Origin of the sequence: Desulfuromonas versatilis (assembly GCF_019704135.1) — a bacterium.
Taxonomy (GTDB): domain Bacteria; phylum Desulfobacterota; class Desulfuromonadia; order Desulfuromonadales; family NIT-T3; genus Desulfuromonas_A; species Desulfuromonas_A versatilis.
On record NZ_AP024355.1, the window covers coordinates 2,468,031 to 2,488,691 of the forward strand.

20 protein-coding genes are annotated in these 20,661 nt (G+C 61.0%); 5 read left to right on the plus strand and 15 right to left on the minus strand.

The genetic code is table 11. From position 1 onward, the window contains the following. Nucleotides 1-41 precede the first annotated feature (41 nt). From DESUT3_RS11120 to rnc, 12 genes are all read right to left on the minus strand, one after another. Nucleotides 42-917: a zinc-ribbon domain-containing protein gene (locus tag DESUT3_RS11120; protein ID WP_221252529.1), complete on the minus strand. Its 876-nt coding sequence runs from the start codon at nucleotides 915-917 to the stop codon at nucleotides 42-44. Nucleotides 918-981: 64 nt separating this feature from the next. After that, nucleotides 982-1,515: a chemotaxis protein CheW gene (locus DESUT3_RS11125; protein ID WP_221248547.1), complete on the minus strand. Its 534-nt coding sequence runs from the start codon at nucleotides 1,513-1,515 to the stop codon at nucleotides 982-984. Next, nucleotides 1,512-1,883: a response regulator gene (locus DESUT3_RS11130; RefSeq protein ID WP_221248548.1), complete on the minus strand. Its 372-nt coding sequence runs from the start codon at nucleotides 1,881-1,883 to the stop codon at nucleotides 1,512-1,514. Before DESUT3_RS11130 ends, DESUT3_RS11125 begins: the two co-directional genes overlap by 4 nt. Before the next feature lie 22 nt (nucleotides 1,884-1,905). Continuing rightward, complete coding sequence (locus DESUT3_RS11135) at nucleotides 1,906-2,622, minus strand: chemotaxis protein CheW (protein WP_221248549.1); 717 nt, start codon at nucleotides 2,620-2,622, stop codon at nucleotides 1,906-1,908. Beyond that, nucleotides 2,597-3,448, minus strand: coding sequence for an ExeA family protein (locus DESUT3_RS11140; protein WP_221248550.1), 852 nt, complete (start codon nucleotides 3,446-3,448; stop codon nucleotides 2,597-2,599). The genes DESUT3_RS11135 and DESUT3_RS11140 overlap by 26 nt, the downstream gene beginning before the upstream one ends. Then, nucleotides 3,441-5,519, minus strand: a complete 2,079-nt coding sequence (locus tag DESUT3_RS11145; protein WP_221248551.1) for a chemotaxis protein CheA — start codon at nucleotides 5,517-5,519, stop codon at nucleotides 3,441-3,443. Before DESUT3_RS11145 ends, DESUT3_RS11140 begins: the two co-directional genes overlap by 8 nt. Before the next feature lie 9 nt (nucleotides 5,520-5,528). Next, nucleotides 5,529-5,897, minus strand: a complete 369-nt coding sequence (locus DESUT3_RS11150) for a response regulator (protein WP_225911484.1) — start codon at nucleotides 5,895-5,897, stop codon at nucleotides 5,529-5,531. A gap of 72 nt (nucleotides 5,898-5,969) precedes the next feature. Next, on the minus strand, nucleotides 5,970-7,688 hold the full coding sequence (locus tag DESUT3_RS11155; protein WP_221248552.1) for a response regulator: 1,719 nt from the start codon (nucleotides 7,686-7,688) through the stop codon (nucleotides 5,970-5,972). A gap of 115 nt (nucleotides 7,689-7,803) precedes the next feature. Beyond that, nucleotides 7,804-9,117, minus strand: a complete 1,314-nt coding sequence (gene der, locus DESUT3_RS11160) for a ribosome biogenesis GTPase Der (RefSeq protein ID WP_221248553.1) — start codon at nucleotides 9,115-9,117, stop codon at nucleotides 7,804-7,806. 66 nt (nucleotides 9,118-9,183) lie between these two features. Then, nucleotides 9,184-10,086 (minus strand): GTPase Era, encoded by a 903-nt coding sequence (gene era, locus DESUT3_RS11165; RefSeq protein ID WP_221248554.1) that lies wholly within the window; start codon nucleotides 10,084-10,086, stop codon nucleotides 9,184-9,186. Nucleotides 10,087-10,091: 5 nt separating this feature from the next. Beyond that, complete coding sequence (locus DESUT3_RS11170) at nucleotides 10,092-11,105, minus strand: elongator complex protein 3 (RefSeq protein WP_221248555.1); 1,014 nt, start codon at nucleotides 11,103-11,105, stop codon at nucleotides 10,092-10,094. 3 nt (nucleotides 11,106-11,108) lie between these two features. Beyond that, nucleotides 11,109-11,804: a ribonuclease III gene (rnc, locus tag DESUT3_RS11175; RefSeq protein WP_221248556.1), complete on the minus strand. Its 696-nt coding sequence runs from the start codon at nucleotides 11,802-11,804 to the stop codon at nucleotides 11,109-11,111. Nucleotides 11,805-11,985: 181 nt separating this feature from the next. Here rnc and tmk point away from each other — a divergent pair, with 181 nt between their 5' ends. The 5 genes from tmk to DESUT3_RS11200 all read left to right on the plus strand — a co-directional run bounded on the left by tmk (nucleotide 11,986) and on the right by DESUT3_RS11200 (nucleotide 17,701). After that, on the plus strand, nucleotides 11,986-12,633 hold the full coding sequence (gene tmk / locus DESUT3_RS11180) for a dTMP kinase (RefSeq protein WP_221248557.1): 648 nt from the start codon (nucleotides 11,986-11,988) through the stop codon (nucleotides 12,631-12,633). Beyond that, nucleotides 12,630-13,598: a DNA polymerase III subunit delta' gene (gene holB, locus DESUT3_RS11185; protein ID WP_221248558.1), complete on the plus strand. Its 969-nt coding sequence runs from the start codon at nucleotides 12,630-12,632 to the stop codon at nucleotides 13,596-13,598. The genes tmk and holB overlap by 4 nt, the downstream gene beginning before the upstream one ends. Before the next feature lie 49 nt (nucleotides 13,599-13,647). Next, complete coding sequence (locus DESUT3_RS11190) at nucleotides 13,648-14,697, plus strand: PSP1 domain-containing protein (RefSeq protein ID WP_221248559.1); 1,050 nt, start codon at nucleotides 13,648-13,650, stop codon at nucleotides 14,695-14,697. 15 nt (nucleotides 14,698-14,712) lie between these two features. Continuing rightward, nucleotides 14,713-16,242: a methionine--tRNA ligase gene (gene metG / locus DESUT3_RS11195; protein WP_221248560.1), complete on the plus strand. Its 1,530-nt coding sequence runs from the start codon at nucleotides 14,713-14,715 to the stop codon at nucleotides 16,240-16,242. Between the two features lie 67 nt (nucleotides 16,243-16,309). After that, the gene (locus DESUT3_RS11200; protein WP_221248561.1) at nucleotides 16,310-17,701 is read left to right on the plus strand and encodes a TatD family hydrolase; all 1,392 of its coding nucleotides are present in this window, start codon (nucleotides 16,310-16,312) and stop codon (nucleotides 17,699-17,701) included. Nucleotides 17,702-17,794: 93 nt separating this feature from the next. Here DESUT3_RS11200 and DESUT3_RS11205 read toward each other — a convergent pair whose 3' ends face one another. The 3 genes from DESUT3_RS11205 to DESUT3_RS11215 form a co-directional block, all read right to left on the minus strand. Further along, nucleotides 17,795-19,078: a uracil-xanthine permease family protein gene (locus DESUT3_RS11205; RefSeq protein WP_221248562.1), complete on the minus strand. Its 1,284-nt coding sequence runs from the start codon at nucleotides 19,076-19,078 to the stop codon at nucleotides 17,795-17,797. Between the two features lie 57 nt (nucleotides 19,079-19,135). After that, nucleotides 19,136-19,762 (minus strand): uracil phosphoribosyltransferase, encoded by a 627-nt coding sequence (gene upp / locus DESUT3_RS11210; RefSeq protein ID WP_221248563.1) that lies wholly within the window; start codon nucleotides 19,760-19,762, stop codon nucleotides 19,136-19,138. A 211-nt stretch (nucleotides 19,763-19,973) separates the two neighbouring features. Then, entirely contained in the window at nucleotides 19,974-20,486 is a 513-nt protein-coding gene (locus DESUT3_RS11215; protein WP_221248564.1) for a ferritin-like domain-containing protein, read from the minus strand. Between the last annotated feature and the right edge of the window lie 175 nt (nucleotides 20,487-20,661).

Sequence of the window (20,661 nt, forward strand, 5' to 3'; positions counted from 1 at the left end):
TTGTAAAATCTTCCCGCTCTCTTCCACCGCAGCTCCCGTCATTATTTCTGTTGTTTAGCCTGAAAAAGCTCATTGCCGCGCCGGGCAATCATTTTCTCAAGGGCCAGACGAAGGTAGACTTCGCCGCCGGAGATGCCAGGCAGTCGCCTGGCGAATGTCCTGTGCCCCTCGGCGATCGGGTCGGCCAACAGGTCGTAAACCCTCCCGGAACGGACTCCCTCATCGACGAGATCCTGATGAAAAAGCACGATATCGGCCGCGATCATTTCCGCAAGCTGCCGCGCCTTTTCCCGGTCCGCCGCCGGCGCCGAATCGCCTCCGGGCGGCTTGCCCGGGGTGGCGGCAGGCTCGGCGATGCCCGATTGCCCCGGATCCCTCTGCTCTTCGCTGCCAGTTTTATGCCGGAGACGGCCCGTCAACTCCGAAATAAGGGGTACGAGATCGGATTCCAACCGATGGACTTCTATGCAGGCATCGGCCCCATACAGATCGCCGGGGGGGCGCTTGTAGGCCTTACGATTGTAACTGGATGAAATCAATATGACTTTTGTATTCTCAAGATAACTGTCGTTGCGTACCTGCTCCACCAGTCGAAAACCCGGGACGCCGGGTAAGGCAACATCGATCAAGAGAACCTCGGGGGTCCAGGATTTGAGGGAGGGCAGGACCCGCATCCCATTTTGACAGGCCTGCCAGCCTATCCCGCCCCGGGTCAGGAGGTCACCAATGGCGAGGCACAGGGTGCGATCCCCATGCGCCACCAGGGTTCTCAGCTGATTGTGCGGGTACTGCTCCGCCCGGATTTCCTGGCTGAACACCCCCCCGCACTTCGCGCAGCGAATCTTCACCCGCTTGCCGTCCAGGCGCCGCTGGTCGAAGCTGAAACGAGTTGAGCAGAATGGGCATTCGATGACCATGAAATCCTCTATTATCGACGAACGAATATCTCGGGGGGGGGAGGCTGACAAGGACCAGGACTAATCAGGCACCGGAAACCGAACCGGCGCTTTGCCTGATCATATCCAGATCGATTTTCTCATCGGTGGACAGAATCCGCTCAAGATCCAGGATCATGACCAGGTCCTCCCCTCGGCGACAGACACCGAGAAAGAATTCCGAACCTTTGCCTTTGAGAAAATGGGGGGCGGGTTGAACTTCCTTCCGGGAGTAGCGACGGACCTCGAACACCTCGTCGACCAGCAGCCCGGCGATACGACCGGAGAGAGTGCAGATGATGATGCGCGCCTTGCCCTGCAGGCCACCTGCACCATGCTCGAAGCGTTTGCACAGGTCCACCACGGGGATGACGGATCCCCTGAGGTTGATGACCCCCTCGATAAATGATGGGGCCTTGGGCACCGGGGTAAGTTTCTGCGGTCGGATGATCTCCTTGATCCGCATGATGTCCAGCGCGTAGGACTCCGCGCCGATTCGAAAACAAGCCAGCTGGATTTCCTTGCGCCCCTCCTTGTGCTCGCCGGAGCCCCCCTCTTGCGTCACCAGGCTTTTGTTCATCTGGCCAGAAACCTCTGAATTGTCTCGATCACCATGGCGGATTTAAACGGCTTGGTAATGTACCAGTCGGCCCCGACCCTCTCTCCGCGGGTCATATCCTCACGGCTCTTCTTGGCCGTAAGCATGATCACCGGGATGTGTTTGGTCGCGGGATTTTTCTTGATCCGCTGACAGACCTCAAACCCGTCTATTTCTGGAAGCATGATGTCGAGCAAAACCAGATCAGGCTGTTCCTGGGCCAGAGAATCCAGCGCCGCCTGGCCGTTGGAGACCCCGGTTACTTCATAACCTTTGGAGGTCAGAAGGATACTTTCCAGCTTAAGCAGGCTCTCCTCGTCTTCGACGATAAGGATTTTTTTCTTGGACACTGGGACACTCCTTCCTCAAGGATCAGATCAATTCCGGGTCCAGTACATTCTGCAGATTCAACAGGATCATCATGCGTCCATCCTGCCGGCCGACACCTGCGATCAACTCACGTTCATGCCCGGTCAACACCGAGGGTGGCGGCTCGATGCCATCCTCGGCAATCCCCACTACCTGATTAATGCAGTCAACCAACAAACCCGCCGTTCGGTCATCATTTTGACAGACAATAATCCGACTGGCGGGGGTGATCTCTGCGGTACCGAGCTTCAAGCGCCGTTTCAGGTCGTACACCGGTACAATGATGCCACGCAACGAGATGATTCCCAAGATGAATTCGGGCACCCGGGGAATATCAGTTATTTCTCTGGGCTTAATTATCTCGTGGATGGCCACGATGTCCAGTGCGTATACCTCTTTTCCTAGCTCGAAGGTCAACCACTGCCGCTTTTGCTCCTGCTGATTCTCGCTTTGCGAGAGGCCCTTGAGATATTGCTCCTCGGTGGCAAGCTCCAGCGATCCGCAACCCGAGAACAGCGCCTCCAGGGGGTCGACAGTCGCGGTCGCCGTACCGGCGGGCTCGGGCGCTGGGGTCTCCATGGCTTCGAGATCGAATTCCAGCGGCTCACCCTGAATCGAGGCGGCAGGTCTGCCCGAGCCCCGCCCCACGGAAGGTTCGGCCTCGGTGGCACCCTTTTGGTCCGCCTTGGCTTTTTTACGGATGTCGGCAAGATCCATCATTCAGCTTCCCTTGCATGGGCTCAGCGGTCAGGTCAAGTTCGGCCATGACCGCATCCAGTACCGCCGCATTCACCGGTTTAACCTCCCGGCCAAATGCCTCAAGCAGGGCCAGAGAGGCGGCATGGTTGATTTTCCGGGGGATTCCCCCCGAAAAACGGAAAATTCCCGCAACCGCACCAGGGTCGAACAACCCGGGGGCACCGCCGGCAATCCCGACCCGGTAATCCAGGTATTCGGCAGTTTCCTCCAGGGAAAGCGGCTCCAGGTGAAACTGCATCCCGATACGCTGCCGCAGGGGTTCGTACACCCGGTGGGCCAGCCGTTTGCGAAGCTCCGGTTGCCCCATGACTACGATGCTCATCAGGTTCCGGTCATCCAGTTGAAAATTGGTCAGCAGCCGGATCTCTTCAAAGGTGTCCTTGTGAGGCACCAGTTGGGCCTCGTCAATCACCAACACCGGGCAGAGGTTCTGCCGATACAGCCCGTAGAGTTCGGCACCGATCTGCTCGAGCAATTCGGTTTTGAACCTGGCCGGTTCCGCGACTCCGAGCCGCAGGGCCAGGGTGCGCAAAAACTCCAGCGGAGTGAGCCTGGGGTTGATGAACAACAGGATCTTGAATCCCTCGCCCAGCTCGTCCATCAGGGCCCTCGAAAGGGTGGTTTTTCCGCAGCCGATCCCCCCGGTCAGGAGAATCAGATCCCTTTCCTCCACAGCATAGTGCAGCCTGGCCATGGCCTCGCGATGCATCCGACTCATGAACAGAAAACGCGGGTCGGGCGTCTTGCTGAAGGGTCTCTCGTTCAGCCCGAAAAACCGTTCATACATAGAATGAGGCGTCCCCACGCAGGGCTTCGCTCATCAACCCGCCGACATCGAGAACCAGGATGGTCTTCTGGTTGCCCAGATCGGCCGCCCCGGCAATCCCCCGGACAAAAGACAGGCTGTCGCCGAGAGACTTGATGACCACATCCTGCTGGCCGAGCAGTTCATCGACGACGATCCCGATTTTCTTCTCCGCCAGACCGACAACGGCGATGAAATGTCTCTTGCCCTCGCCGGGTTCGGCGGAAAGTTTGAAGGTCCTGTCCAGCCAGAGCAATGGCAGGGTGCTATTGCGCAATTCGATCACCTCGCGGCGCTCGATGGTCTTTATGGAGCTGGCCTCCACCATGAGGGTTTCCAGCACAGAGGTAATCGGGATGGCGTAGGTGTTCCCCCGCACCTTGACTATCAGGGCCTTGATGATGGCCAGAGTGATCGGCAGGGTGATGCTCAGGGTCGTTCCCTGCCCCGGGGTGCTGTCCATCTCGATCATCCCCGAAAGCATGGAGATATTGTTTTTCACCACGTCCATGCCGACCCCCCGCCCGGACAGATCGGAAACCTGGTCCTTGGTGGAAAACCCTGGGGAAAAGATCAGATCGAAAACCTGGTCCCTGCTCAGTTCAGCATGTTCGCTGACCAGGCCCTTTTCCACGGCTTTGCGTCGCACTTTTTCCGGATCGATGCCGCGCCCGTCGTCGCGGACCTCGATCACCACGTGGTTGCCCTTCTGGGAGGCCCAGAGGCAGATCGTCCCCTTTTCAGGCTTTCCATTGGCACGCCTCTCGGCGGCCGATTCGATGCCATGATCCAGGGAGTTGCGGATGATATGCATCAAAGGGTCGGAGAGATCCTCGACTATCAGTTTATCCAGCTCTGTATCAACCCCCCGCACATCGAGGGTAACCTTCTTTTTCAGTTCGCTGGATACCCGGCGCACGATCCGGTTCATCTTTTCGAACAGCTGCCCCACCGGCACCATGCGGACATCCATCACCCCTTGCTGCAACTCGTGCAATCGGCGCTCGAGTGTCCGGGTCGCCTTGGCCAGATCACCTGCCAGAGAGCTGTCGCCCTCCGACTTGAGGTTCTGGCAGATGTTGGCGATGGTCCCCTTGGAAAGGACCAGTTCACCAACGATATTCATCAGGTGATCGAGTTTGTCGATGTCCACCCGTACGGTACGACTGATCGAGCGCAGCGAGCCCCCCCCGGCCTCACCATTTTCGGCTCCGAGGATATCGTTTCTGACAGGGATCGATTCGCCGCCGCTTTCGGCCGAGGGACGCGGCGCCGCTGCAGGTTGAGAAGCAGGGGATTTTCTGCCCTCCCCGCCGCCACAGAGGGTTTCGACCACCAGGTCTGTGTTCTCGAGCTTTTCCCTGATCTGCTCAGCGCCCAGGGAGCTCCCGCAAATAAGTTGAAAGGCGATCTTGTCGGCTGAATCGCCGGCACAGGGAAGAGTGCTGATTACTTCGCCGTGCTTTTTGAGCGTTTCGGAGATCTCGGCGAGTTCCTGATCGAAGGTGGTCAGATCGAAAGTCGCCCTGACCCGGAGCAGAGTGCGCCCTCTCTGTGCGTTGTCAAGAAGTCGATGTTCTTCGTATTCGGTCAGGACACTGAGAATTTCGGGGGTGATGCCGAATCTGGAAAGAGAGATGTCCTCCTGGCCCGGGCCGTTTGCGGCCGCCTGAATGCGCGCCAGGACAGGGTTCAGGTCGAGGGAAAAATGGTCATCCTCGCTTTTTCCGTGAACCAGTCGGGTCAGCGATTCCAAGCCGTCGAACAGCGTCTCAACGAGACCGGGACTGAGACGTACCTTGCCCAGGCGCAGACAGTCGAGCAAGTTTTCCATCTGGTGGGCCAGGCCGGATATATCATCGAACCCGAACATGCCGGCCAGCCCCTTGATGGAATGGGCTCCCCGAAAAATGCCGTTGACCAGGTCGGGGTCGCTGTCGCCATTTTCCGCCGAATCGCCGAGTGACACCAGGTCGACGTTCAATTTTTCGATGATTTCCTCGGCTTCCCCGAGAAAATCCTTGATGGCCTGCGCTGACGCCTTATCTCCCACCCACGCCTCCTAGCCCAGGTATTGCCGGATCAGGGCCTGCAATTCATCCGGTTCGAAGGGTTTTACCAGGTAGGCATTGGCACCCAGTTTCAGCCCTTTTTCCCGGTCTCGTTGACTCCCTTCGGTACTGATGATGATTAGCGGGGTCGACTGGTAGTTCGGATTGCTGCGGACGAAGCTGACCAGTTCCAGCCCATTGATATCTGGCATGTTGATATCGGTGATCACCAGATCCACTTTTTCCCTGGGCAGCAGCCGCAGCGCTTCGAAGCCATTGGCTGCTTCGAAGATCTGGTAGTCCCCCATGACCGCGATGCTCGAGACGATGAGCGCGCGCATGGTCGAGGAGTCTTCGGCTATCAAAATCTTTTTCGGCACAGGATCCTCTCGTTCTAATGGGTTCCCGGAGCGGCAACCCGAAATTCTATTTCATCGAATCCGCAAGGGGCATCACAGCTCGCCATTGCCGCGAAGTCGCCGCTCCAGTAATGCCTTATCCATGGCAAGACCGGCCTGAGAGAGGAAGATCTCCAGGGCCTCGGTTTCACCGATCCGCTTTTTCTTCGGTAGATTGTCACCGTACAATATGGCCGCAACCTCCCCCTCACTGACAATGGGTCCCAGGAAAATCTCCTCGGGGGTTCCCCCCTCCAATTGGTCCTGCAGGTAATGGTCCCATTGACTCGCGCCGGGGCCGACCAGCAGGGGGGTCTTTTCCTGAAGAACTCTCTGGAAGATGGAGTCCTCGCCGCAGGGGATCTGCATCCGCCTGACCCGGGTGTCCGCCTCAGCTCCCTCGCCGTCGAGACCGAACTGGCCAAGGCCGAAAATCTGTCCGTTTTTCACCAAAAAGATCACCGCGCGGTTCATGAACTCACTGGCGAAGCGCAGTACCAGCAGGATTATCCCGCCCCCCAAAGCCGGATTGTTCAGTTCCTGGAGCATGCCGCGCAGCAGGTTCAGACCGGTCGAAACAGAGGATGCGCCGCGTTGCTCATCGGGGGCGACCTCACCGAGCTCCCGCAGCAGTTCCTTTCCCAGGTTTATGGTGACGGCGGAAACCGACCCGCCCCCGGACAGGGCCGCAACGGCATCCCCACTACCTCCGGCAGCCTTGACGATCGCGGTGGCAAGGGCCTCGAGCGACCCCTGCCCGCCCGTCCCGGCAAGATCCGGTTTTTTGGGTTTTTCAAGGATCGTTTCAACCCCCAGGGCCCTGGCCCTCTGCTGCGCTTCCCGGTGGGGATGGTCGGTGATCATCACCACCGGCACCCGCGGGTGGGAGCGCCGCACCTGCTCGAGCAGTTCCAATCCACCCAGCAGGCCTTCGCCGTCCATGCGCGGCATAATCAGGTCGATCACCAGCAGCGTGTTTTTTTCCCCGCCTGGGCATTCACCGAGCAGTTGCAGAAACTCCCCGGCACTGCCGCAGCTGTCTGCCCAATAACCCTTTGCGGTCAGAGCGTTGACCAGCGCAAGGCTGACCCCAGGATCATCGTCAATCAACAGGACGCGAAAGCCATCCGCAGGCGAAACCGGGTCCGCTGCGGCGTTGGCGGCAGCCTGGGCACCGGAACGGGGAAGCGCTTCTGCCTCTAGCAGACTGTCAAGTTCAACCCCCGACTCCGTGGCGTCCATCTCCAGCGACACCCCGCGGTGGCGGGCCTCATCCAGCACCCGGCTCCCTTCCAGGGCCAGCCACTGGGGGTTGAGGCCTTGCTCCAGCATGAACTGAAGCGGGTTGAGGCAGGCATCGGCAAGGTCCGCCGGTTCGCCCAGTTCGAAGGAAAAGGACCCCTCGTTCCAGCCGAAAAAGCTGTAAACCGTGGTTTCAATTTTCTTTCGGACGATGGCGTCGATGGCCTCCCGGAGGACGCCGAAATTTTCTGCGAGAATCGTGCCGATTCTTGGCGCGGGATGGCTGTTGCGCTGCAGGGAAAGGGCTTTTTTCAGCAGTTCGAGATCGACAAGCCCCTCACGGAGCAACAGATCCCCGAGGTTTTCGCGGGAGACGCTGGAGGAGGCGCGAATGACCTGTCCGTTGAGGAAAATGATTTTTCCCTCCCGGCCATTGCTGCGCAGCAGGAGGACGCCGGACTTTCGGCTCAGGCTGACAATCTGGAGAATATCCCCAAGCCCCAGGTCTTCAAGATTACCGACAAGGCTCATAACTCAAAGGGCAGCCTTCAGGTGCGATCTGCCATCTCAAGGTGTAAGAGGCTAGAATTAAACGACAATCAATATATCCCAGGCGGTAGCCGAAGTAAAGGCTTTTCCTGGCCCCTCACCGTTCCCGGTCCTTGAAGATCAGCCGCAGGGGGCTCCCCTCGAAGTCGAAAGCCTCGCGGAACTTGTTCTGCAGATATCGCTGGTAGGAAAAGTGAACCCCCTCCGCCTTGTTGACGAAAATCGTGATGGTCGGCGGGCGCACCCCGGTTTGGGTGGCATAGAACAGCTTGACGCGCTTGCCCTGAAAAACAGCGGGCGGATGGGTTTTTTCCGCCTCTTCGAGAACCCGGTTGAGAGCTGAGGTCTGAATCTGTTTGTCGAACTCGGCGGCAACCTTCTCCACCGTGGCCATGATTTTCCCGACCCGCTGTCCCGACTGGGCGGAGACGAACAGCACCGGCGCGAAACTGAGAAACTTGAAGGAGATGCGCAGCTTTTCCAGGTAGCGCCCCATGGTGGCGTTGTCCTTTTCGACCAGGTCCCATTTATTCACCACCAGGACCACTGCCCGCCCCTTCTCGAAGGCGTAGCCCGCGACCGTCAGGTCCTGATCGGTGATCCCCTCCTGCGCGTCAATCACCACCAACACCACGTGGGCCCGATCCATGGCCTTGAGGGCATGGACCACGCTGTACTTCTCCAGAGCGAGGCTGACCTTCCCCTTGCGCCTGATCCCGGCGGTATCGATCAGCACATAGCGCCGCCGGTTATAAATGAAGGGCGTATCGATGCTGTCCCGGGTGGTCCCGGCCACGGGGTTGGCAACCACCCGCTCAAAGCCGAGCAGCCTGTTCACCAGCGAGGACTTCCCGACATTGGGCCGCCCGATGACCGCGAGCCTGGTCTCCTCGGAATCCTCCTCGCGCGGGGCGCAGGGGGGCAGCAGCTCCAAAACCCGGTCCATCAATTCGCTCACCCCGCGGCCATGTTCGGCCGAAGCGGACCAGAGCTCTTCAATCCCCAGCGCATAGAACTCGCCCAGAGACGCTTCCTGCTTGGCGCCGTCGATCTTGTTGACCACGTAAAGGACGGGCTTTTCCACCTTGCGAAGCATTTTGGCGACTTCTTCATCGGAGGGGGTTAGCCCCTCCTTGCCATCCATGACGAACATGATCAGGTCCGCCTCTTCCACGGCCAGTTGCGACTGTTCGCGCATCTGGATGAGCATCCGCTCCTGGCTGATCGGCTCGAACCCGCCGGTATCGATCAACGTAAAGGGGGTACCGTAACGATTCACCTCGGCATAGTGCCGGTCACGGGTGACGCCGGGCAGATCCTCGACGATCGCCTTGCGCTGGCCGAGGATTCGGTTGAACAGGGTGGACTTGCCGACATTGGGACGGCCGACTATGGCAACAACGGGTATCATGGCAAAAAACCTTGGATAACGGACTTTTGGGGGCCGAGAATCAACAGGGGTGGAACAACGCGCGGGCTACTCGTAGCCGAGTTCCTTGAGCATGCGGGCCGACTGGGTCCAGTTCTTCTGCACCTTGACGAACAACTCGAGAAAGACCCGGGTCCCCAGGAAGCGCTCGATCTCCAGCCTGGCCGCCTTGCCCAGGCTGCGGATCCGGGACCCCTGCTTGCCGAGCAGAATTCCCTTGTGGGTATCACGCTCGACCAGGATCACCGCCTGGATCACCACCAGATTTTTCTCCGGCTCCTCGGAAAACCTCTCCACAGTGACCGCGACCCCGTAGGGGATTTCCTCCCTGGTCTGCTTGAGTATCTGCTCGCGGATCATTTCGGCGGCAATGAAGCGCTCGGGAAGATCCGTCACCATATCCTCGGGATAATAGCGGGGCCCTTCCGGGAGCATCGGCAGGATGGTGTCGAGAACCCGCTCCACGCCATTGCCGGTCAAACCCGAGGCGGGGATGATGGCATGGAAGGAAAAGCGTTGCGAGTAGCTGTCGATCAGTGCAAGCAATTCAGGCTTGGGGACCAGGTCGATCTTGTTGATGACCAGTACCACCGGGACTTGCCCCTTGCCGAGGATTTCGAGGATGAAGTCATCGCCGCCGCCGACCCGGTCGGTGGCCTCGACCAGAAACAGGATGGCATCGACGTCGGAGCAGGCTGAAATGGCCTGATCGACCATATAGCGGTTGAGCTTGCCCTTGCCGCGATGAATCCCGGGGGTGTCGAGAAACAGAATCTGCCCCGTGGGCAGGTTGTGGATCCCAAGGATGCGGTTTCGGGTGGTCTGGGGTTTGTCGGTGGTGATGGCGATCTTCTGCCCGAGAATCCTGTTGAGCAGGGTCGATTTTCCGACATTGGGCCGCCCGATAATGGAGACAAAACCGGAACGGAAAGGCGGGTGTTGGGTTTCCAAATTTTCTAATCCTCGTAAAATGCCAGGTCCATGATCGGGAAACGCCCCCGGCTGCAGGCAAGCGCCCCCCTGGGGATGCGCTCATCCCGGGTGATTTCGATGAAACCGAACTCCGATTGCAAAACTTGCAGATTTTTCCGCCGATGTCCGATGGCATCGCTGAAATCGGCCGGATGAACCGAAATCTCACACTCTCCCTGCAGAGTAGCACGACGCAATGCCCGTTGCCACAGTTGCGAGCGGACCAGCTGGCCGAAGGCGGGATGGTAAGGCCCGGCGGCGATCACCGAACCGTCGTTGAGCCCGGTGGTAGCCTGCAGGCCCATGCGAATCACCGGCACTCCGGCGCCGTGGCAAATCCAGAGCATCTCGGCACAGACCTCCACGGCCTCCTCCAACTCCAGCGGCCGAAAGCCTCCCTGCCGCCAGAGCCGCTCGAGCCCGGTCCCCTTGAGGACCACGGCGGGGTAGATGCGCAGAAAGTCAGGCTTCAGGGCGAGTGCCCGGGCCAGCGACTCGAAGGCTTCGCGGGGCCCTCCGCCGGGCAGCCCTGGCATCAGCTGCAGTCCGAGACGCAGCCCGGCTGCCCGCACCCGCGCGGCGGCCTGCACCACGGCTTCGGCCTGGTAGCCCCGCCGGCAGGTTTCCAGCACCTCAGGGGCAAAGGACTGGCAGCCGATCTCCACGGTGCGCACGCCGTGGCGCCGAAGCAGATCCACCTGGGAGGGATCCAGCCCGTCCGGACGGGTGGAGATGCGGATTCCGCCGAGCCTCCCGCTCTCAAGATAAGGCCGAACCGCTTCGAAAAAGGCGATTTGCCGCGCTGCCGGCTGCAAGGTAAAGCTGCCCCCGTAAAAGGCCACCTCCCCGTCTCCACGTTCGGGCAGAACCTTTTCGAGGGCGGCGCCGACATCCCCGGGCTGCGCGGAATCCCCAACTCCCGAGATGACCTCCTGCCGGCAGAACAGGCACCGCTGGGGGCATCCAGCATGGGTGACAAAAAAGGGATAAACCTGCACGCGCTAACCGCCCAGGCTGGCGAGGGCCTCCCGGGCCGCCTCCTGCTCTGCCGCCTTCTTGGTGCGGCCGCTGCCGCGGCCGATGACCCGGCCTTCGGCCACCACCTCGACGCTGTAGATCCGTTCATGGTCAGGCCCCTCGGCCTGGGCCAGCAGATAACGGGGAGGCCGGCCGCAGCGGGCCTGAAGGATTTCCTGAAGCCTGGTTTTGTGATCCTGCCCGACCTTGCTGCGGGCGGAGCGCTGCAGCGAGTCGAGAAACAGCCCCTCGGTCACCCTGCAGGCCGAATCGAGACCGCTGTCGCGGAAAACAGCCCCCAGCAACGCCTCGAGAGCGTCGGCGAGCAGACTGTCCTTATTGCGCCCCCCGCTGCGCGCCTCCCCCTTGCCAAGCCGCAGGCAGGCGCCCAGGCCGAGCTTGCGCCCGGCCCTGGCGAGGCTTTTTTCGCTGACCACCTCGGCTCGGATGCGGGTCAGCTCCCCCTCGGGGGAGTCCGGATAATCTCTGAACAGGCGGTCACTGATGATCAGATCGAGCACCGCGTCGCCCAGGAACTCGAGCCGCTCGTTGTGCGGGCAGACACGGGCGACCTGCTCATTGCTGAAGGATTTGTGGGTCAGGGCCTCCAGCAGCAGATCCGGGTTGCCGAAACGGTAGTCTATTTTTTCCTCAAGCTCTTTCAACACATCGGTGACCACAGGGGCAATCTCCTTTTCCGCCGGCCTTTCACAAGCAGTCGGCCAAGGGAAAAAATCCGGCTGCAGTATAACGGAATCGGCCCTGCTTATCAATGCAAAGCGTGTCTAAACCAGCTTTTTCCTTGATTCCCTGCCACACAACCCCATATAATAATTTGATTTGCCGAAGCGCTGGGTGACCATGTCATTATTCATCACATTCGAGGGGATCGAGGGTTGTGGAAAGACGACCCAGATCAGCCATTTGGCCGACTACCTGCGGCAGCTGGGGCATTCCGTGGTCACCACTCGCGAACCGGGGGGCTGCGCCATCGCGGACGCCATTCGCAACATCCTTCTCAACCCGGACAACAAAGGCCTCGTCCCCCGCGCGGAACTGCTGCTGTACGCGGCAGCCCGCGCTCAGCACGTTGACGAGGTGGTCCGCCCCGCGCTGAACAGCGGCGCGGTCGTGCTCTGCGACCGCTATTCGGATGCCACCCTGGCCTACCAGGGATATGGCAGGGGTCTCGATAACGCATTGATCTGCCACCTCAACGAACTGGCATCCGGCGGGCTGGTGCCCCGCCTGACCCTGCTGCTGGACATGCCCGCGGCCGATGGCCTGGGCCGGGCCAACCGCCGCAACACCGAGCAGGACAACGCACAGGAAAGCCGCTTTGAAATGGAGTCTCTGCTCTTCCACCAGCGCATCCGCCAGGGCTATCTGGAGTTGGCGCAGCGCGATCAGCAGCGTTTCCGGGTGATCGATGCCCGGGGGGGCATCGAGGAGGTCGCCCTGCGTATCCGCCAGGCCGTCGACCCCCTGCTGTCCAGGGATTGCTCATGACCTTCGCCCAGGTATTGGGACATGAACGGCAGAAGGACATTCTGCGCCGGGCTCTCGACTCCGGCCGCCTGGCCCATGCCTACCTGTTCGAGGGGCCCGAAGGCATCGGCAAGCGCCTGATGGCCCTCGCCGTCGCCAGGGCGGTGGCCTGCGCGGAGGGGAACGGCTGCGGGGATTGTGCCGCCTGCCGCAAGATCGACCACAACAACCATCCCGATCTGCACATTGTCGAATCCGAGGGCGCATCGATCAAGATCGACCAGGTGCGGGCCCTGCAGAAGGAGCTCTCCTACCGCCCGCTGGAGGCCCCGAAGAAAATCTGCCTGATCGACGGCGCCGAGAAGATGAACCCTGCGGCGGGCAACGCCCTGCTGAAAACCCTCGAGGAACCCAGCGGGGACGCCCTTCTCATCCTGCTCACCTCGAGGGCCGAGGGGGTTCTGGCCACCATCCGTTCTCGCTGCCAGCGCCTGCCCTTTGCCAGGCTGCCCAGGCCGACGATCCAAAAGGTGCTTCTGGAGCGGCTCGGAGTCGACGAAACCCAGGGACATATCCTGGCTGCTTTGTCCGAAGGCAGCTTCAAAAAGGCCCTCGGCAAAGACCGGGACCTCTACCTGGAAAAACGCCGCGAGTTGCTCAAGGCGCTGACCGCCCTTTCGACCGGCAGCGTCCTGCCCTTGTTCGACCTGGCCCAGGTACTTGCCGACGAAAAGGAGCGACTTGGGGAAATTCTGGAAATTTTCCAGGCCTTTTACCGTGACCTGCTGCTGGTGCGCCATGGCCGGCCGCAAACGGAACTGGTCAATATCGACCTCCAGGAAAAGATCCACCGCAATGCCCAGCGACATTCGGTGGCCGCGATATTGACCAAACTGGACGCCGTCGCCGCCGCCCGTCGCCATCTTGACCGCAACGTCAACCGACAGTTGGCGATGGAGGTTCTGCTGTTGAAGCTGGCAGCCTGAGCCGCCCGAGGTTTTTCTCCCAAGCAAAGCACAAGGACTATTTCTTGATATGATTCGCATTGTCCCTGTCAAATTCCGCATTGCCGGAAAACATTACACCTTCAAGTCCCTGGATCTGGAACTGCGCACCGGAGACCAGGTCGTCGTCGAAACCGATCGCGGACGCGCCCTGGGGATTGTCGTCAGCGCCCCGAGAGAGGTCCCGGAGAGCGATGCGCCGGATGGACTGAAGACCGTGCTGCGCCTGGCCACCGACGAGGACCGCGCCCTGGCCGACACCAATGCCGCCCGGGAGGAAGAAGCCTTCCGGTTCTGCCTGCAGCGGATTCATGAGCGGAAAATGGAAATGAAGCTGGTCCGCGCCGAGTACCTCTTCGACGGGTCGAAAATCGTCTTTTTCTTCACCGCCGACGGCCGGGTCGATTTTCGTGAGCTGGTCAAGGACCTGGCGCACCATTTCCACACCCGGATCGAAATGCGCCAGATCGGGGTCCGCGACGAGGCCAAGCTCACCGGCGGTATCGGTATTTGCGGCCGGGAGCTGTGCTGCTGCACCTTTCTGACGGATTTTGCGCCGGTTTCGGTGCGCATGGCCAAGGAACAGGGCCTGGCCCTCAACCCCAGCAAGATCTCGGGGCAGTGCGGCAGGCTGCTGTGCTGCCTGAACTACGAATTCGAAACCTACTGTGCCTTGCGAAAGGCCTTGCCCAAATCCGGCCGCAAGGTCCAGGTCGGCGGACGCGAAGCCGAGGTGGTCGGCCAGAATCTGCTGGGCCAATCGGTCACCGTCCGCTTCGCCGATGGCCAGAAAGCCCAGGTGACCCCGGCGCAGCTTGAAAAAGGCGAGCCCCAGGCCGCCGCGGCCGGCGCCTCTGGGCAACCCGCAGCCGGGGAACCCGAGCCGCGCCGGGAGAGGCCGCAGCGCGAAGGAACCGGACGCCAACGCGGAGGCAAAGCCCCCGGCGACCGCCAGAAAAAGCGGACCCGCCCCGCTCCTGCCGAGCAGGCCCAGGAGCCGGCCGCAGAACCCTCGGATGCCGAGGCCGCAAAGACCGCAAAAAAACGGAGCCGGAGCAGACGCCGCCCGCGCCGGAAATAATTCCAGGAGACTTTCATGGACAAGCGCTACTACGTCACCACGCCCATCTACTATGTCAACGACGTGCCGCATATCGGTCACGCCTACACCACCCTCGCCTGCGACGTTCTGGCCCGCTACAAGCGCCTCCGCGGTTACGAGGTTTTCTTTCTGACCGGCACCGACGAGCACGGGCAGAAGGTCGAGAAGGCTGCCCAGGCCGCCGGTGAAACCCCCTTGGAGCTTGCCGACCGGGTGGTCAAAAGATTCCAGGCGCTGTGGGAAAAACTCAACATCTCCAACACCGACTTCATCCGCACCACCCAGGAGCGCCACAAGGAAGGGGTGGCAGAGCTGTTTCGCCGCATCGAGGCCAAGGGAGACATCTACCTTGGCCATTACGAGGATTGGTACTGCACCCCCTGCGAAACCTTCTGGACCGAAACCCAGCTGATGGACGGCAACTGCCCCGACTGCGGCCGGCCCACGGATAAGCTCAAGGAGGAGTCCTATTTCTTCCGCATGAGCAAGTATCAGGACGAGTTGCTCCGGCACATCGAAGCAAACCCGGACTTCATCCAGCCCCGCACCCGCCGCAACGAAATTCTCAACTTCGTCCGCGAGGGGCTGCGCGACCTCTCCATCTCACGCACCACCTTCAGTTGGGGGATTCCGGTGCCGGGCAACGAGAAACACGTCATTTACGTCTGGTTCGACGCCTTGACCAACTACATCACCGCCCTCGGCTACCCCAACGAACAGTCCGGCAATTTTCCCAAGTTCTGGCCGGTGGACGCCCACGTCATCGGCAAGGACATCCTGCGTTTCCATACCGTCTACTGGCCGACTTTCCTGCTCGCGGCGGGGCTGCCGCTGCCGAAAAAGGTCTTCGCCCACGGCTGGTGGACCGTCGAGGGGCAGAAAATGAGCAAGAGCCTGCGCAACGTGGTCGAGCCCAACATGCTCGTCGACAAATACGGCGTGGATGCGATCCGCTACTTTCTGCTGCGCGAGGTCCCCTTCGGCCTCGACGGTGACTTCTCCCACGCGGCGCTGATCCACCGGATCAACTCGGACCTGGCCAACGACCTGGGCAACCTGGTCAGCCGCTCCACCGCCATGGTGCACAAATATTTCGGCGGTACGCTCCCGGTCCCCGGCCCTGCCACGGCCATGGACCAGGATTTTTGCCGCCGATTCCCCGAAGCCGCCAAGACCGTTGACGGGTTCATGGACGAGTTGGCCTTCAACAAGGCCCTGCAGGCCATCTGGGAGCTGGTTGGCGCCGCCAACAAGTACATCGACGACACCGCCCCCTGGGCCCTGGCAAAAGACCCCGACCAGCGTGAACGGCTGGGCACGGTGATGTATAATCTGGCCGAGGCGGTGTTCTGCATCGCGCGGTTGGTTGCCCCCTTCATGCCGGATACGGCCGCGAAAATGCTCGAGACCCTCGGCACCCCCGAGGCCGTCCCACAACCCGTCGGCTCTCCCTGGGGACAACTCAAGTCGGGCACCGTCATTGAAAAGGCCGCCCCGCTGTTCCCTCGTATCGAGAGCGAATAATCCGGGAGATAGAATTACCGCAGTTCTTCAAGGGGCGCGTGGCGCCCCTTGCTTTTGGAGCCTGTAGATGAGCCAATCCCTGCCCCCCCTGATCGACACCCACGCCCATCTCGACCACGACCAGTTCGACAGCGACCGCGAAGCGGTCATTGCCCGCGCCGCCGCGGCGGGAATAAGCCATATGCTCAGCGTGGGTTGCGACCTTGAGAGCTCGCGGCGGGCCATCGAGCTGGCCCGCCGCTACCCCAACATCTACGCCACCGTCGGCATCCACCCCCACGACGCGCTCCAGGCCGACGAGCATGGAATCGCCCAGTTGCGCGAAATGCTCGGGAGCAGTTCCAAAGTGGTGGCCGTGGGGGAAATCGGCCTTGACTTCTACCGCGACCGCGCCCCCCGCGACATCCAGCGCCAGGCCTTCCGCCGCCAGCTGGCCCTGGCCCGCGAGGTCGGTCTGCCGGTGGTCATCCACGACCGCGATGCCCACGATGAGGTACTGCAGATTCTGCGCGAGGAGCGCATCGGGGAGATCGGCGGGGTCATGCACTGCTTCAGCGGCGATCTGCAGATGGCCCGCGCCTGTATCGAGCTCGGCCTCTACCTCTCCTTTCCCGGGACCATCACCTACCCGAAAAACCAGGCGGCCCGCGAGGTGGTCCGGGCCATCCCCATCGACCACATGCTGGTGGAAACCGACTGTCCCTACCTGGCGCCGCAGATTTTTCGCGGCAAGCGCAACGAGCCCGCCCATGTGCGCCACACCGCGGAAATGGTGGCCGAGATCAAGGGGCTGTCCCTGGAGGATGTCTCGCGCATCACCTCTCTCAACAGCTTCAACCTGTTCGGCATGGGCGAGATCGACCAGACCACCAAGATCGCCTACCGCATCCGCGACTCGCTCTACCTCAACATCACCAACCGCTGCACCAACGCCTGTACCTTCTGTGCCAAGTTCAAGGACTTCACGGTCAAGGGCCACCACCTGCGCCTCGACCACGAACCCACCCCAGCCGAGGTCAGGGCCGCCATCGGCGACCCGGCCCGCCACCAGGAGGTGGTGTTCTGTGGCTACGGGGAACCGTTGATCCGCCTCGACCTGGTCAAGGAAATCGCCGCCTGGCTCAAGGAAAAGGGGGTACGCGTCCGGATCAACACCGACGGCCAGGCCAACCTGGTGCATGGGCGCAACATCCTGCCCGAACTGGCCGGACTGGTCGATGCGATTTCCGTCTCCCTCAATGCCCCGGATGCCACCACCTACCAGCACTGGTGCCGCTCGCGCTTCGGCGAGCGGGGCTTCCAGGGGGTGAAGGAATTCCTGGCCGATGCGCCCAGGCACATCCCCTCGGTCACCGCGACGGCCGTTACCCTCCCCGGCATCGACATCGCCGCCTGCCGCAGGGTTGCCGAAGAGCTCGGCGTGGCATTTCGCGAGCGGGAATACAACGAGGTCGGCTGAGACCGCCGCCAAAGCGCAACGACAAAGGCCGGGCTTCTCGAGGGAAGCCCGGCCTTTGTCGTTGCTTGAACCAGTCGCGGTGTTGCCAGCGCCTCAGTGGGAGACGGCGGTAATCCGCTCCTCGTCTTTCTCCGCGCCTTTTCGACCGGGAAGAACCAGGTTGAGAACCACGCCGAGCACCCCGGCAAGACCGATCCCCTTGAGGCTGATCGCCCCCAGGGTAAAGGACAGCCCGCCGACCCCGGAGACCACGATCAGCGAGACGATCGCCAGGTTGCGCGCCTCGAGCAGGTCCTCGCCGGCCCTGACCAGGGTGTTGAGCCCGACGGTCATGATGGCGCCGAACAGCAGCAGCATGATCCCGCCCATCACCGGCACCGGGATGGTCTGCAGCAGCGCACCGACCTTGCCGACGAAGGCCAGCACGATGGCGGAGATTGCCGCCCAGGTCATGATCGCCGGATTGAAGGCCCGGGTCAGGGCCACCGCCCCGGAGACCTCCGAATAGGTAGTGTTGGGGGGACCGCCCAGCATGGCGGCCAGGGAAGTCGCCAGACCGTCGCCCATCAGGGTGCGGTGAATGCCGGGATCTTTCAGGTAGTTCTTGCCGGTGATCGAGCCGATGGCCAGCACGTCGCCAAAGTGTTCGATGGCCGGGGCCAGGGCCACCGGCAGCATGAAAAGCACCGCCTCCCAGTGCCACTGGGGAAGCACGAAAGCGGGCATGGCCAGCCAGGGGGCTTCTTTCACCGGGGTGAAATCGACCAGGCCGAGGAACAGCGACACCAGGTAACCGGTGGAGAGGCCGCAGAGAATGGGGATCAGCCGCAGCATGCCGCGCCCCAGCAGCGACACCAGCAGGGTCACGGCCAGGGAAATCCCGGCCACCCAGACCGCCGTCGACTCGGGGACCAGCACCGCGCTGCCGTCGCCGGTACGCCCCATGGCCATGTGCACCGCCACCGGGGCCAGGATCAGGCCGATGACCATGATGACCGGTCCGGTGACCAGGGGCGGAAAAATCCGGGCGATGAAGCGCGTGCCGCGCCACTTGACTACCAGGCTCAAAACCACATAGAACAAGCCTGCTACCGCCAGACCGCTCATGGTAGCGGGAATCCCCCAGGTCTGCACCCCGTAGATGATGGGGGCGATGAAGGCGAAGCTGGAGGCCAGAAATACCGGCACCCTCCCCCTGGTGAGTACCTGGAACAACAAAGTACCCACCCCGGCGGTAAACAGGGCCACGTTGGGATTGAGGCCGGTCAGCAACGGAACCAGCACCAGGGCACCGAAAGCGACGAAAAGCATCTGGATGCCGACGAGGCAGTCCCGTTTGCGAAAATTGTAGGAGGTGGCAGAGGGTCCTTCGGTCATGGGGAATTCCTTGTTTGCGTTGGTGTCCAAGTTCGCTTGAAAGGATTGGGCAGGGGTTTACTTCGTTCCGAAAATTTTATCCCCGGCGTCGCCCAGGCCGGGCAGAATGTATCCTTGTTCATTCAGCCCCTGGTCGATGGAGGCGACATAGATATCGACATCCGGGTGGGCATCCTGAAGACGTTTGATCCCCTCGGGGGCCGCCACCAGAAACAAACCCTTGATGTTGCGGCAACCGGCGGCCTTGAGCATGTCCACGGCTGCGGAGACGCTGCCGCCGGTGGCAAGCATGGGGTCGAGCACCAGGGCGCAGCGGTCGCGCATTTTGCTGGTGAACTTTTTATAGTAAGCCACCGGCTTCAAAGACTCCTCATCCCGGTACAGACCGACCACGCTGACCTTGGCGCTGGGGATCAGGTCGAGCACCCCGTCCATCATCCCCAGGCCGGCCCGAAGAATCGGCACCACGGTGACTTTCTTGCCCTTGATCTTTTCGACCAGAACCGGTCCCGCCCAGCCGCTGACTGTGTCCTCCTCGGTTTCCAGGTCCTTGGTCGCCTCGTAGGTGAGCAGGCGGGCGACCTCGGAGGCCAACTCTCTGAAATCCTTGGTGCTTATGGTTTTCTTTCGCATCAGGCCCAACTTGTGCCTGACCAGCGGGTGGGTCACTTCGATAACGGCCACGGGTATCTCCTTGGGTCGAATTTCCAGCGGGGAAAAGGGGTTTCCCTATCGGCCATGCAGGATATACGCAACCGCCTTGAATGGTCAAGCCACTTGACCTTAACCTGAATCCATTTGCTCGGCGCCCAGGTTCCCCGACTCAAAACAAATAAAAAGCGGGCCATCCAACCGGCCCGCTTCCCCTGCAGTCTATCCAGTTCGCAAAAACTGGTCAATCGACATCCCTGCCGAACTGTTTGTACTCCTCGATATTGCTGAATTCACCCCAAGCCAGGAATTCATTGGGGGCGTTCACGAAATCGTAAACGTTCTGGATGATATTGAAGTGTTTCTTTTCCTCCTCGGCGATGCGCAGCAGCAGCTTTTTCACCTCGGAGTTTTTCTCACGCTTGGCGGCGTCCTCGTAGAACTTGACTCCCTGGGCCTCGGTCTGCAGGGCGTACCGGTAACCCTCGAGGTCCCCCTGGATCTGCCCCAGAGAGGCTTTTTCCTTGATCAGCTTTGCGAAGACGTTTTTGGCATTGTCCAGGGCCGGGGAATCTTCCATTGCCGTTGCCTGGGTCTGCGCCTTGAGGGCCTGAAACATCTGGAAGTGCTTTTTCTCATCCGCGGCCAGATCGAGGAAGATCTTCCTGATTCCCTGGACTTTGCTTTTTTCAGCGACCTGCTTGTAAAAAGCCTCCGCGTCGGTTTCCATCTTCATGGCGAAATCGAAAACGTTCATCCTTTCCTCCAGTGTCTTTCGGGTTGCAGGCTATGACTGAGCGATAATCGTGGTCGGGGACAAAGCCATCAAAGTTGCGTCAGTGGATATCCATTTGGAAAACTTTAGCTTGCGACGCGATCCTGTCAAGACACGGCGAAATGGTGAATGGCAAAGAAAAAGGCGCCCGGTGAAG